Annotated in this window: 10 protein-coding genes and 1 tRNA gene; 1 reads left to right on the top strand and 10 read right to left on the bottom strand. The window is 40.8% G+C overall.

The window, feature by feature from the left end:
* Nucleotides 1-152: 152 nt before the first annotated feature.
* The 10 genes from AC5162_RS00900 to AC5162_RS00855 all read right to left on the bottom strand — a co-directional run bounded on the left by AC5162_RS00900 (nt 153) and on the right by AC5162_RS00855 (nt 12,926).
* Nucleotides 153-1,112: an amidohydrolase family protein gene (locus AC5162_RS00900; protein ID WP_496533385.1), complete on the bottom strand. Its 960-nt coding sequence runs from the start codon at nt 1,110-1,112 to the stop codon at nt 153-155.
* A gap of 115 nt (nt 1,113-1,227) precedes the next feature.
* Nucleotides 1,228-1,419 (bottom strand): hypothetical protein, encoded by a 192-nt coding sequence (locus AC5162_RS00895; protein ID WP_496533384.1) that lies wholly within the window; start codon nt 1,417-1,419, stop codon nt 1,228-1,230.
* Nucleotides 1,409-2,992, bottom strand: a complete 1,584-nt coding sequence (locus tag AC5162_RS00890) for a glycosyltransferase family 2 protein (RefSeq protein WP_496533383.1) — start codon at nt 2,990-2,992, stop codon at nt 1,409-1,411. The genes AC5162_RS00895 and AC5162_RS00890 overlap by 11 nt, the downstream gene beginning before the upstream one ends.
* A 231-nt stretch (nt 2,993-3,223) precedes the next feature.
* Entirely contained in the window at nt 3,224-3,919 is a 696-nt protein-coding gene (locus tag AC5162_RS00885) for a hypothetical protein (RefSeq protein WP_496533382.1), read from the bottom strand.
* A gap of 106 nt (nt 3,920-4,025) precedes the next feature.
* Nucleotides 4,026-4,247, bottom strand: coding sequence for a hypothetical protein (locus AC5162_RS00880; RefSeq protein WP_496533381.1), 222 nt, complete (start codon nt 4,245-4,247; stop codon nt 4,026-4,028).
* Nucleotides 4,248-4,485: 238 nt separating this feature from the next.
* A complete protein-coding gene (locus tag AC5162_RS00875; RefSeq protein ID WP_496533380.1) occupies nt 4,486-9,198 on the bottom strand; it encodes a DUF1542 domain-containing protein in 4,713 nt (1,570 codons plus the stop codon).
* 624 nt (nt 9,199-9,822) lie between these two features.
* Nucleotides 9,823-9,912 (bottom strand) — tRNA-Ser (locus tag AC5162_RS00870).
* A 60-nt stretch (nt 9,913-9,972) separates the two neighbouring features.
* On the bottom strand, nt 9,973-11,814 hold the full coding sequence (gene typA / locus AC5162_RS00865; protein ID WP_496533379.1) for a translational GTPase TypA: 1,842 nt from the start codon (nt 11,812-11,814) through the stop codon (nt 9,973-9,975).
* Between the two features lie 52 nt (nt 11,815-11,866).
* Nucleotides 11,867-12,658, bottom strand: a complete 792-nt coding sequence (locus AC5162_RS00860; RefSeq protein ID WP_496533378.1) for an inositol monophosphatase family protein — start codon at nt 12,656-12,658, stop codon at nt 11,867-11,869.
* Nucleotides 12,651-12,926, bottom strand: a complete 276-nt coding sequence (locus AC5162_RS00855) for a UPF0223 family protein (RefSeq protein ID WP_496533377.1) — start codon at nt 12,924-12,926, stop codon at nt 12,651-12,653. Before AC5162_RS00855 ends, AC5162_RS00860 begins: the two co-directional genes overlap by 8 nt.
* Before the next feature lie 193 nt (nt 12,927-13,119).
* Between AC5162_RS00855 and def the strand changes: the two genes are divergently transcribed.
* On the top strand, nt 13,120-13,701 hold the full coding sequence (gene def, locus AC5162_RS00850; protein ID WP_496533376.1) for a peptide deformylase: 582 nt from the start codon (nt 13,120-13,122) through the stop codon (nt 13,699-13,701).
* Nucleotides 13,702-13,735: the final 34 nt, after the last annotated feature.

Below are 13,735 nucleotides of genomic sequence, written 5' to 3'. Positions count from 1 at the left end.
TATTTCCGTTATTTTTAAATATGGAAAGAAAACTGAACATCTCAAATTAGAAACAATTTAGTAATAATTCTAAATAACAGAACAATTACAGATGAAAAAAAGACCTATTTTATCCAAATAGGTCCCTTCAAACAGATTTTATTCAATTGATCTCATTCCTGAGCCGCTCTAACTGCATCAACCGCTGACTTTTTAAAGTAGACACGGTTGGCATTATTATAAAAGACATCTTCTAGCTCCACCGAATCAAAAATATCCACCTTTTCCAGCCAGGTTGCCAAGTGGTCATAAGAATTAAAAGTTGCCGACCACGGTGAATCCGTCCCCCAGATAATCCGTTTAGCACCAAGGATATCTTTAGCAATTCGGACCGCCTGCTCACTCTTGGCAAAGGGATAGTCGGTTTCTCCCAGGATATCTTGGATAGCAGAAATATCCGTGTAGATATTGGGGTAAGGCTTAAAGCTCGCCAAGGTGCTCTTCAACTCGTTCAGGCGGTCTGCATTTGGAAAAGATAAATGGCAAACCACGAAGTCCAACTGGGGGTAACGGGCTGCTAAATTCACGATGGCCTCTGGCTGATAACTAATCTGACTGCTATCGCCATAGTCAACGGTTACTACAAAGCCTGGGAAATCGACCACGTAATGAAAAATCTCTGTAACCCGCGAGTTAGTATCTAATCGGAATGGCTTGTCTTGGTGGTAACCGTGCAGTCCCCCGCCCTCGGAAATCTCAAACTTAATTGCCCGAAAGCCCAAGTCTTCAACATGGCGCTTCACAATTTTCATGAAGTCCTTGGCAAACGGATCAACCGAAAAGGCCCCAATAAACCGGTCTGGGTACTGTTTAATCGTTTGATAAGAATAATAGTTCTGGTAACCATTCAAGCTCCCTTGGAGCAAGACGGCCTTTTCAACTTGGTTTTGATCAAAGACCTCTAACGCCTTCTCTGCCGTAAAAGAATCATCACCCCAACCGTCCGGAATCAGCTTAATCTTGGTCCCATCGTCCCAAATGGCCTGGCCATTACCGATTGCATTCAACCGGCCCTTCCCGTTCAAACCAGCAATATCTCGAACCAAGTGCAGGTGTCCGTCGATTTTTTTCATGGGTGTGAATTCTCCTTTGTTTAGACTAGGTTTAGTATAACGCGAGTAGAAATAATAAAAAAGAGATTGGTACTTTACCAATCTCTTTACAGTAATCAACAGCGTAAGCTGAAATTTATGAAGGAATTTCTTGCTCAAAGTTGAAATCACTATTATCCAAATTCTTCAATTTTCTTGATCGTGGCATCATCCATACAATTACATCAATAACTAACATTAATATAATTGAACAAGCAATAATAAAAATTACCGGAATCAATCCCCAGGTCCAACCAAATTGCCAATGTAAAAACTTATCAATAATCATATGCTTCCTCCTCTTCTAACCAATCTGATTTAAAGTTACTCATCATTGTTAAATAAACAGAACTTGCAACAGGCAAAATAACCAAAATAACTCTTCCCAAACCACCATCAAATAAGAAGCCAATGATTGTTAGGGCAATAACAAATAATAAGCTCGAACGGCTCATCCATATTGCCTGAATAATCTTATATTTATTTTTAAACTTTGGAGTAACAATAAATTTAGCTTTTTCACCAAAAATTGAATGCATGGACGCCGAAATCGTTACATAGTACACAGAACCATAAAGCAACATACTTGATAGTATATATTTAATTTGTTTTAAAATATTTCTTTCATAACGTGCCTGATGAATCATATCATTAAGCATTGGTGAAAAATAAAAAATCATCGTTGGAATCAATAACCATGATACGTAATTTGGTGTCACATGAAGAGCAGGCATAATTAAAATATTTAGTGCTAAAAAGAAACTAAACATGTATGTCATTGGTAAATTAAAAACAAAGAGTAAAATATCTAGTTTTTGGAACCAAGTTAACTTATCACTGCTAAAGATTTTCTTCGTATATTGTTTGATAAATTCCAGGCTCCCACTCACCCATTTATATTGTCGTTTAACAAAAGCAGGATAATCAACCGGGAATTGTTCCTCACAAATAATCGATTCAGAAAAACGCACATTGTATCCTTTGAATTTTGCTTCCATTGTAAAAGCAATGTCTTCAGAAACAACTTCAGGGAAGCGACCCACATCATTAAAGCAGTCAGCACTAATCATTGCACCATGCCCAAGGAAAGACAAAAATCCATATTCTTCCTTTTGCCCTTGATAAGTAGACCAATGAGCATCAACGCCTCGATAAAATCGCTTCATAAAGCGATTTTCATTTCTAGTACTAATATGATTGGCCTGCAAAATACCTAATTTAGGATCGGCCATAAAGAACATCAACGCTTTTTCAACAAAGTTGTTTGGAATAACTTCATCGGAATCTAAAACAACACAGTAATCCCAGTCAGAGAATGTTGTCAAAAAATTATTAATATTCCCAGCTTTAAATCCCTGATGGTCTGAGCGTCGAATGACATTCACTCCATCATGACTATTTGCAAATGAATCAACTTGTTTCTTTGATTCATCTTTTCTAGAATCACACAAAATATAAGTAGAAGTATTAGCATATGTTTGATCCATACTGCTTTCCAATGCTTCAGGCAAGAAATCATCACAGGTAACATAGACTAACGCTACCTTCGGCTCACGATGACTTATTTCAATTTTGCTCCTAGCTGATGAAAGGACTCGCTGTTCCCAATCTTGACGCTTATTTTTTCCGCCTAGAAAATAAAAGAACACATAAAACAAATCCTTCATACCGTTCAACCAAAAGTACGATATCATTACCAAATTAAGAAGTAGAAATAATACGGCATACCAAGTATGCTGCTCTACAGCATCACTTAGCATTGACTTCAAGCTAAAGATATTTAGCACAATCCAAGCGATTATGACCCCAACATAGAGATGGTGGCTTTTTTTCGGCAGTATATTTTGCGCACGATATTCCATTAATGAACTCTCCCTTCAATCCCTTAGAAACCGTTTAACATTTTTAATTCTAATAAGTTATATTTACGTTAACGTTACCTTTTGTTTAAAAAATAATTTATTCCTTGTATTCGATATTTCTTCATTTCATTAAAAAACAAGTTAGCAAAAGAAAATATGAGGCTAACGTCACACCCTTGTAAAATTCATAGAATCAATTTAATAATCCTTAAAGAATAACGCACGTCTATTTCATTGGTATTTTCTCAACTTTGCTGTTCGCAAAACAACGATTTGCCGATCTCCTAAGCCGTTAAATTTCTCTGGAGAAATTTCCATTTTATCTGACAGCTGTTCAATCGTTTCTTCTTTAATCTCACCGTCATAGTTAAAGTATTGCTTAAAATATAAGACAGGGTTACGAGCATTCCATTTATTTAATTCTGGAATAAGATAGTTTTCATTCTCATCAGTTTCTGCTTCAACCTCTTGAATAGGGTCTACCGCATTTGTAAATAATATTTTTCCAGTTTCAGAATCAGCAAAAATCTTTTTAGAGTCCTTAATTCTATAAATACCTAAAATTCTTTTCGTATAAGTCGAAACAATAATAAGATACTTAGCATCCCTAGCACTATCAATATTCATATACCATTGAGATAAAGCGATGTCTCTCAATGCTTGATCATCTTTACCGATTTCTTGATTTTGTTTTATTCTATCTGTAATTGTTGTTTTCAGCTCAGGATAAGCGTTGTCGACAATCGAAATAATCTGATTATTCTCTTTATCGGTTAATATCTTATAAAAGCTTCTTTCTATTAATGAAAAATCATCTATTTTATTTAAACTGTCATTTGAAAAAGAGTAGTTAATTTTGTTAATCTCTGACCGACGACGATTCGCTTCATTCAACATATAGATCAAGCTGACCGTATCTTCAGCCAAACCAATTGTTTGCTCATCAGAATTAATCGTTTTTCGAAATGTTTTATCAAAGTGTAATAACTTGTTAGCAAAAATTATTTAGAATTTCTTCTTGGAATCTTAAATACTACTCCAGACGTTTTTCGTACTTATTTTTTTCTTCCTCTTCATCTTTTTTCTTTTTTTCATCGTCTCTGTTTTCATTATCTTTCTTCACTTGAGCTAGAAAAATGATTACGGCAATAATTGCACCAGAAAGTCCTGACCAAAAAGTCCAAAAATTAGTCCAATAGCCAGTGGCTCTTCGAAAACTGCGAAACCAAGAATAAAGGTTACCCCAAATCCACATAACATTGCACTAATCGCTTAAATTGATCTATCAGTTTTTAACTTTGTTAACCATGATGGTTGTTTCATTTTACTTATCTCCCCTCACTATAATTAAGAAATATTATAGTTTAAAATTAACATATCTATAATTCTTTCACATATTGATTAGACGACAAAAATCAACAAATAAAAGAGCCTCAGAATTTGATTCTGAGGCTCTTAAAAAAATAATATAACTTCGATTATATTAACTACTTTTAAGCAATATCATCCTTTTTCTTGCCAAGCTTTAGTGCAATCATTGAGAACATTACTAGTACTGATAGTAAGATTTCTTGCATGCGTGATTGTAGCTTGTTAGCTTCTTTTCCAGATTCTGGCAAAGCGCTAGAAGTTGCAGCAACGGGAGTGCTAGTCGTTGCTTGATCATTAATCGTTTGGTTCGTCTTAATGTCGACGGTGAATTTCTCATCACTATCGAATAAGGCGTTGCTAATACCAACAAGGTCACCACTGGCATTAATCGTATTATAAGCTGAAGCAGCATCACTATCGATTTGAGCCAAAGCGCTTTGACGTTGAGCATCCGTTAAGTTAGTCATCGCGTTAACTTTGGCCTTAGCAGCATCAACAGCGTTGGCGATTGATTGACGGGCAGCAGCCTTCACATCAGACAAAATAGTAGTATCAGCAGTATCACCTAACTTTAGGATACTATCAAGGTCAGTAGCGGCATCAATATTGTTCGATGAGTCAGTAGCATCCGTCTTAATCTTGGCAATTGCAGCAGCTTTCTGTGCAGTCGTCAAATTAGACATGTTAGTTACCTTATCGATTGAGGCTGATGCGGCATTGCTAATGTTAGTCTTCAAGGCAGCCTTCACATCAGTATTAATATTTGAATTAGCTGAACTAAAGGCTTGGTTAACCCCATCCAAACTCATAGCAGAATTAATGGCAGTCTTAGCAGCCGCCGCATCCTGGTCAATTTTAGCCTTGGCAGCGGTCTTTTCAGCGTCAGATAGGTTTGTTAAGGCATCAATCTTATTCTTAGCAGCAGTAGCTGAAGCATCGATAGCAGCAGCAGCAGCAGTCTTAGCATCACTTAAAGCACCAGTCAAAACTCCATTAATTTGGTCGCTGGCATTGCTTTGTGCTGTTAACATGTCGTTAGTATTAGTATCGTTATCCACACTAGTCTCTGCTTGGCTAGCAGCAGCCTTAATCTTTTGAATAGCTGCTTGCTTTTGAGCGTCTGACAAAGAAGTTGAATTATTGATTTGGTTAATAGCAGCGGTTGCAGCGGACTCAATTGAATCCTTAATGGCATCCTTAACAGCATTTTGAGCCAAATCATTAATTTGGCTCACACCACTAGTTTGAGCCTGAGTTACACCATCAACGTCAGTTGCAGCATCAATGTTAGCCTTGGCTTGCGTAGCAGCTGCTTGAATCTTTTTAATAGCCGCCTGCTTTTGAGCATCAGTTAGCGTCGTTGAATTATTAACACTTTCAATTGCAGCAGTTGTTGAAGCATCAACAGCTGACTTAGCGGCATCCTTAGCAGCATCACTAATATTGCTCAAACCAGTAGTTTTGGCAGTTGTCACAGCATCAGCATCGGTTGCTGAGCTAATGGCCGTCTTGGCATTGGTAGCCGCAGTCGTAACCTTAGCAATGGCTGCCTTCTTCTGGTCGTCTGTCAATGACGTTGAGTTATTAATGTTAGTAGTGGCAGCGGTTGTCGCAGCATCGACTGCTGCACTTGCATCAGTTTGAGTAGCAGTCTTAAGATCTGAATCTAGCTGTGTATTCCCATTTGCCAAAGCAGTATTCATACCTGCCAAATCAGTTGCATTGCTAATATTTTTCTTAGCAGCAGCAGCATCAGTATCAATTTGACCTTTCAGCGTCTGCTTTTGAGCATCATCCAAGTTGGTCATCGCATCAATTTTAGCTTTAGCGGCCGTAGCAGCTTGGTCAACAGCTGTAGCAGCGGCAGTCTTAGCATCGCTCAGGGCTCCACTCAAAACATTGTTAATGGCGTCCGTCCCGTTGCTTTGGGCCGTTGAAATATCAGTTCCAGTTGATGCTGAACTAATATTTGACTTAGCAGTTGCAGCAGCGGCATTAATCTTAGCAATTGCAGCTTGCTTTTGGGCGTCTGTCAAAGATGAGGTATTATTGATGTTCTTAATTGCATCAGTTACTTCAGCATCGATTGCTGACTCAGCAGCTTCCTTAACTGAGTCATTCACATTAGAAATTCCACTAATCTTGGCAGCATCAATTGAATCAGGGTCAGTTGCACTATCAATAGCAGATTCAGCAGAAGACTTATTAGTGTTAACAGTAGCAATCACTGCCTGCTTTTGGGCATCAGTCAAAGTTGTTGAATCATTAATATTACTAATTGCAGTAGTAGCGGCATTATCAACTGCAGTCTTAGCAGCGGCTTTCGCAGCAGCATTAACCGAGGTCAAACCAGCAGCCTTATCAGTTGCGATAGTATCAGCATCCGTATCAGCATTAACCTTTGATTCTGCAGCTGAAGCGGCATCATCAACTGCCTTCACAGCAGACTGCTTTTCAGCATCCGACATATTGGTTGAGTTGTTAATGTTCGTTTCTGCAGCAGTTTTAGCAGCTTCAATCCCAGCGACAGCGTCGGTTTTAGCAGCATTAACCATATCAGTGCTAATTGTTGAGGTTGCAGCACTTAAGGCAGAGTCAACCCCAGCAATATCAGTTGCGTTGTTAACATTTGCCTTAGCAGCTTTTGCATCCGTGTCAATTTGACCTTTCAATGCCATCTTTTGAGCATCCGTCAAATTCGTCATGGCAGCAATCTTAGCCTTAGCAGCTGTGGCGGCATCATCGATTTTTGAGTTAGCCGCTGTTTTGGCATCAGAGACGGCATCGCTCAAAATATTTGAAATGGCCGTAGTTCCAGCCAAGGCATTGGCATTAATGTCAGTAGTGGTTGATGAGCCGTCAATGGCCGCCTTGGCAGCTGTTTGTTCATCCGTCAACTTCTTGATGGCAGCAGCCTTCTGATCATCCGTTAAAGAAGTTGAAGCATTAATCTTGCCGGTCGCATCGGAAACAGCAGCATCAATAGCCGCATCCTTAGCAGATTTTAATGTCTTATTACTTTCATCGTTAATTGAGCTAATTACATTAGTCTTTACGGCTTCAACACTATCCGCATCAGTCGCTGCATTCAAACTTGCTGTCGAGTTTGAAGCATCAGAATTAATGTTAGCAATTGCTGCATTCTTTTCATCAGCAGACAAATCATTATTATTGTTAACATTGCTAATCGCTGTACTCTGTGCGTCTGAAATTGCCTTCGTTGCATCCGCAACGGCAGCACTCTTGATATCAGCAGTAATCGTACTTTCACCTGATGCCAAGGCAGTATTAACAGAAGCTAGGTCTGAACTATTATTAATGGCAGTCGTCGCATTCTTAGCATCTGTATCGACTTGATCTTCCAAAGCTTTCTTTTGATCGTCGCCCAAGTTGGTCATGGCAGCAATCTTAGCCTTGGCCGCCGTGGCAGCATCAGCAATCTTTTGTACGGCAGCTGTTTTAGCACCACTTACTTCAGCAGACACAACATCATTAATTGCTGCTACTCCATTGGTTTCAGCAGTTGAGACCCCATCTGTCGTAGTAGCACTAGCAATATTAGACTTAGCTGTTGCCGCCGCATCCTTAATTGATTGGATGTCCTTTGTCTTAGTAGCATCGTCTAAGGTTGAATTATTAATCGCATCAGTAGCGCTGGTAACAGCAGCATCAATAGCCTTATTACTACCATCTTTCATTGCCGTGGCAGTATCGGTTTCTAGTGAGCTTTCACCAGCAGTTTTCGCGGCATTAACGTCGTCGGTTGTCGTGGCGTTACTAATGTTGTTTTCAGCAGTACTTGCATCTGCCTTTAACTTAGAGATTGCATCCGACTTTTGAGTATCTGATAAGTTTGAATCGTTGTTGATTTTATCAGTTTCAGCCGTTAACTTATCTTCAATAGCCTGCTTAGCAGTTGCTTTTGCTGCAGTGGCACCAGCAGCCGCTTCGTCAGCGGCATTAACGCTGTTATCCAATGCTTCCAAATTATTAACGAAGTCATCATTAGTCGTAGTGTTGTTAACAGTAGTGCTATAAGTACTCTTTTGAGTTTTGGTCAAATTTGTCTTCGAACTAATATTAGCAAGCGAGTTTGTCTTCATTTGAGCTAACAAAGTCGTGTTAAAGGCTTCACCGAAGTCCGAATAGCCCAAGGTACGGACAACTGAGAAAATTGGGTGGTACCCAGTAGTAGTAGTATCAGATGAAAACATACCCGTAATTTCATCCCCATCAACAATCTTAACGGGGTCAATATCAATCTTCAAGGTTGAAGTTCCACCAACGTTAGAACCAGCGTTAAAGGAATTACTATAAACACCGTTAACGGGTGACAAAGTAGCCGTGTTACCGTTAGCAGCGGTCAACTGAGGCGAGCTAGTCTTTGCTGACATTGAATTTGAAAAGGCCATGTCAAAATAGGAAGTACGTCCTGCACCAGAGGTAGAAACAGTTGGAACATAAAAAGTAAGAGCAATTGTATATTTACCAGTACTTGAATTATAGGTCAAACCGTTATATTTAAATGTCGATGTCTTCAGCGAAGTAATATCGCCTGAAGAAGAATACTTTTGCTGAGCTGACAAAGGCACCGTTGAAGTATCGGGTGTTTCATTATAGTGCTTGTAATATTCAGTACTTTGACCGAACCAGTAGGGCAAAGTTGAATCATCAGCAAAAGCCTTTAAAAAGGTTGGCATTGATGGTAAAGTTAACCCATGTTCAGCAACCTGGGTCCCACCTGCAATAACAAAGCCAACTAAACCAGCTGCACACCATAGTTTGCCGGACTTATATAATTTTTTACGATTAATGATTTCTCTTCCCTGTTTCATCATTTGTAATCCCCGTTACTTTTTATTTAGACAAAAAACAATATAATTATATTATGAAATCGCCTGCAACACAATAATTTCAGGCATTTATTTTAAAACTTTCTGAAAGAAAACAAGGATTCCTCTTTGCAAGTTCACTCTTTTTCAAACATACCCAAATAATTCAAATTAAATGAATAAAATATATGAACTAAAACGAGAAAATTCTAATGATTTTTATTGCAGTACCAGCTGTTTGATAAACAATAAGACATAAACATTGCGATGATTATTTTCTATGTTAAATGAAATACAAAGAGTCGACAAATAAAAAATAGGCTGAACGCCTCCAATGAGTATGTACAGCTTGATGAATAACAGTTCAGTCACGGTCAGAACGTGCAATGGTGTATTAAACCCCGCCATGAGGTTGAAAATTCATAAAACATCAAGACTATCCACATTATCTGAAATATCAGTTGTCGTAACTGTTATTTCAATTCAAATTTTACTTAATTTATTGTAAAAAACACAACATTAATTTTAAAAATCACACTAATTGAACTAATTTCGTTCAATAACTAATTTTTATTAAAAAAGAAGACTGGTCGAAAGACCAGTCTTCTTTTCTTCAATTTCACACTAAGGAGCTAGCGGGATTTGAACCCGCACACCGCCATAAGACGGCTCGACGGATTTCGAGTCCGCTGCAGTACCAGATTGTGCCATAGCTCCATGAGAAACGGCGACCCACACTGTGGGTCACCGTTTATATTTTATTAAGTGATGCTAAGATTAGCCCTTACGGCGCTTAGCAGCCTTTTCACGTTCCGCCGTGTTCAAGATGTTCTTACGGATCCGAACGTTTTCTGGCGTTACTTCAACGTATTCGTCATCGTTCAAGAATTCCATTGATGCTTCCAAATTCATTTCGCGAGGCGTCTTGATTGAAGCAGTTTGGTCCTTGTTCGATGAACGAACGTTTGACTGTGGCTTCATCTTCGTAACGTTAACTGAGATGTCGTTGTCACGAGCGTTCATACCAACAACCATACCTTCATAAACGTCAACACCGGCACCAACAAACATTTGGCCACGGTCTTCAACACCCATGATGGCGTAGTTAGTCGTTTGTCCTTGGTTGATTGAAACCAAGGCACCGTTACGACGACCTGGTTCCCAATTCTTAACCATTGGACGGTATTCTGCATACGTGTGGTTATAGATACCATAACCGTGAGTTGCAGTCATGAATTCAGTGGCATAACCAATCAATCCACGTGAAGGAGCCATATAAGTCAAACGAGTTTGACCATTACCAACGGCTTCCATGTTTTGCATTTCACCCTTACGTTGGTTCAATGAATCGATAACAGTTGATGAGTATTCATCAGGCGTATCGATTTGGATTGATTCGTAAGGTTCAGTCGTTTGTCCGTTTTCTTCGTGGAAGATAACTTGTGGACGTGAAGCTTGCAATTCGAAACCTTCACGACGCATGTTTTCAATCAAAATTGAAAGGTGCAATTCACCACGACCAGATACCAACCAAGCACCAGCTTGGTCAGTGTCTTCAACCCGCAAAGACACATCAGTGTGCAATTCGCGCAACAAACGGTCCTCGATTTGGCGGGCAGTCACGAACTTTCCTTCACGACCAGCAAAGGGACTGTCGTTTTGACGGAAAGTCATTTGCAAAGTTGGTTCATCAATCCGAAGCAATGGCAAAGCTTCTGGGTGTTCTGGGTCAACCACTGTTTCACCAACAGAGATATCTTCCATACCAGAAACGGCGATCAAGTCACCAGCTTGTGCTTCTTGGATTTCAACTTGGTCCAAAGCGATGAAACCAGACAACTTCGTTACACGGAAGTTTTGCTTCGTTCCATCAAGCTTCATAACATCAACGTTGTCACCAACCTTGATACGTCCACGCTTAACCCGTCCGATACCAATCCGACCAACGAAGTCATTATAGTCCAACATGGCAACTTGGAACTGCAATGGTTCGTCAGCGTTGTCAACTGGGGCTGGAATCGTTTCAAAGACAGACTTAAAGATTGGGTCCATCGTGTGTTCTTGGGTATCAATATCAGGGTCTTCTGACGTCGTACCATTCATGGCTGAAGCGTAGATAACTGGGAAGTCCAAGTCATCTTCATCAGCACCCAATTCAATGAACAAGTCCAAGACTTCGTCAACGACTTCTTCAGGGCGGGCACCAGGACGGTCGACCTTGTTAACAATCACGATTGGGGTCAAGTGTTGTTCGAAAGCCTTCTTCAACACGAAACGAGTTTGTGGCATCGTACCTTCAAAGGCATCAACAACCAACAAAACCCCGTCAACCATCCCCATGATACGTTCAACTTCTCCACCGAAATCGGCGTGACCTGGGGTATCCAAGATGTTAATTTGCTTGTCACCAACACGAACAGCAGTGTTCTTTGAAAGAATCGTGATTCCACGTTCCTTTTCAATATCGTTGGTATCCATCACACGGTCACCCAGGGCTTCTTCCTTACGGGCGTCCAAAGTGTCAGATTGCTTCAACATTTCGTTAACCAACGTCGTCTTTCCGTGATCGACGTGGGCAATAATAGCGATATTACGAATATCTTCGCGAAGATTTGCCAATGTTTTGTGCTCCTTTATTTTAGCTACTCACAAGAAAGACTAGGGTTATGCCCTAGTCTTTCACCATCTTGACTACCTCGCGATGCGTCTTGGTTGTAGCGATTAATACTGTGTTTGATAATAGCATATTTAGACTGGTGCCGTCAAGGCTTTTAACCTGGTAGCCAAGGCTCTCGCAGAGCACCCGACCGGCCGCCAAATCCCATGGCGATAACTTGGATAAGTAACCCGAAGCCTGCTGCAAAATCAGCCGACCAAAGGCAATCCCAGCAGACCCTAAAACTCGAAAGGCCAAGGCCTGGTCTGCGACCATTTGATAAGGCTTTTCACCGGCAATTAGCCGGCGGCCCGACACAACCATCACAGACTCATCCAAGCCCCGGTCAGAAACATTTTCCAACCGTTCACCATCCATGAAAACGCCCAGGTCAGGGCCACCATGAAAGACGGTATTCGTCATGACTTTAGCAATGAAGCCTAGAGTTGGCCTTCCATCAATGTAAAGGGCAACCATAATGGCAAAGTCTGTCCCCTCATTGACAAAGTTCATCGTCCCGTCAATTGGGTCGACAAACCAAACATGACCAGCCATCGTCTCAGCGGTGGCATAACCCTCTTCTTCACAGACAAAACGGGCCACCGGGTCAATCATCTTAATATGGTCAACAATCCAGGCCTGGTTTTCCTGATCAAGGTCGGTAACTAGGTTGCGGAAGTCACCTTGCTTACTGGTCACAGTCAAATCAGCCCCCTTGGCTGTCCGAGCCTTAGCTGATAACTGCTTTAGCCAAGAAACTACCCGCTGGTCAACTTGACTAAGTTTTTCCTTCGTCCACTCAGCCATTCACAACCACCCGGTCACCGCCGCTTTTGGCCAGCTTAATGGTTTGGTAAATTGACCGACCAGTTTGCTGTTCAAAGTCCCGGTCAAAGGTCTTTTGCTCAGACTTGGCCGGCATTACTTCCATGAACAACCGGTAGGCTGACAACAGGTATTCCTTGTCACACCCACCTTCATAGACCTGCAAAACAGCATCCACTAAGTTTGAAACCGCCACAATATCGTCTTGGTTCCAATTGGCATCAATTGGCAAATTATATTGGTCTGACATGAAAAACCTCGCTTAATCCGAATAATTATCCCCATTTTACCAAGCTTTGACTTTGATAACCACCGCCATTCCAACCTAACTGTTGGACCTAGACTAACTTTTTTAGCAAATTCAGCCTGGATTTGCCAGCAGCCAATGCCTTTAGCCAAATTTTTGTTATACTAGAAGTAATCGATAAATTAGGAGTTTTACCATGACAATTCGTTTCACCATGGACAAAATTACGCGTGACGGTGACCCCGTCTTGCGCGATATTGCGGCTGATGTCCCCTTCCCACTTAGTGAAGAACACGCCCAACTTGCAAAAGACATGATGACTTACCTGGAAATTTCCCAGGACCCAGAACAAAATGAGCCTTACGATCTCCGTCCAGGTGTCGGTCTAGCCGCCCCACAAGTTGGTGAATCATTGCGGATGGCCGCCATCTTAATCCCTTCTGCTGACCCAGTCGGCGAGGAAGAAGATGGCAAACCTTACTTCAAAGGTGTTATTTTCAACCCGGTGATTGTTTCTGAAACAGTCGGCCGGACTGCCCTTGATACCGGCGAAGGCTGCCTTTCGGTTGATAACGACGTACCCGGCTACGTCCCTCGGTCAAAGAAGATTACCGTCCGCTACCAGACAGAAGACGGGTCAACTCGGACCAAGACTTTGCGAAACTACCCCGCTATCGTCTTCCAACACGAAATTGACCACTTGCATGGTAAGTTGTACTACGACCACATCGACAAGGCCCATCCTTGGCACGAAGATGACAATACTAGGTACGTTTAAAAATTAATTTGTTAAAAAGAACTCGAATTTTTTC

The organism is Fructobacillus sp. ChS1-6f1-1-27, assembly GCF_059579415.1.
Note: the sequence above shows the minus strand (reverse complement) of the source record. Positions and strands in the feature narration are given on the sequence as shown.

Excerpts from the sequence above, each read along its gene's own strand:
- AC5162_RS00900 (WP_496533385.1), bottom strand. The coding sequence starts at position 1,112 with ATGAAAAAAATCGACGGACACCTGCACTTGGTTCGAGATATTGCTGGT.
- AC5162_RS00895 (WP_496533384.1), bottom strand. The coding sequence starts at position 1,419 with ATGATTATTGATAAGTTTTTACATTGGCAATTTGGTTGGACCTGGGGA.
- AC5162_RS00890 (WP_496533383.1), bottom strand. The coding sequence starts at position 2,992 with ATGGAATATCGTGCGCAAAATATACTGCCGAAAAAAAGCCACCATCTC.
- AC5162_RS00880 (WP_496533381.1), bottom strand. The coding sequence starts at position 4,247 with ATGTGGATTTGGGGTAACCTTTATTCTTGGTTTCGCAGTTTTCGAAGA.
- AC5162_RS00875 (WP_496533380.1), bottom strand. The coding sequence starts at position 9,198 with ATGAAACAGGGAAGAGAAATCATTAATCGTAAAAAATTATATAAGTCC.
- AC5162_RS00860 (WP_496533378.1), bottom strand. The coding sequence starts at position 12,658 with ATGGCTGAGTGGACGAAGGAAAAACTTAGTCAAGTTGACCAGCGGGTA.
- AC5162_RS00855 (WP_496533377.1), bottom strand. The coding sequence starts at position 12,926 with ATGTCAGACCAATATAATTTGCCAATTGATGCCAATTGGAACCAAGAC.
- def (WP_496533376.1), top strand. The coding sequence starts at position 13,120 with ATGACAATTCGTTTCACCATGGACAAAATTACGCGTGACGGTGACCCC.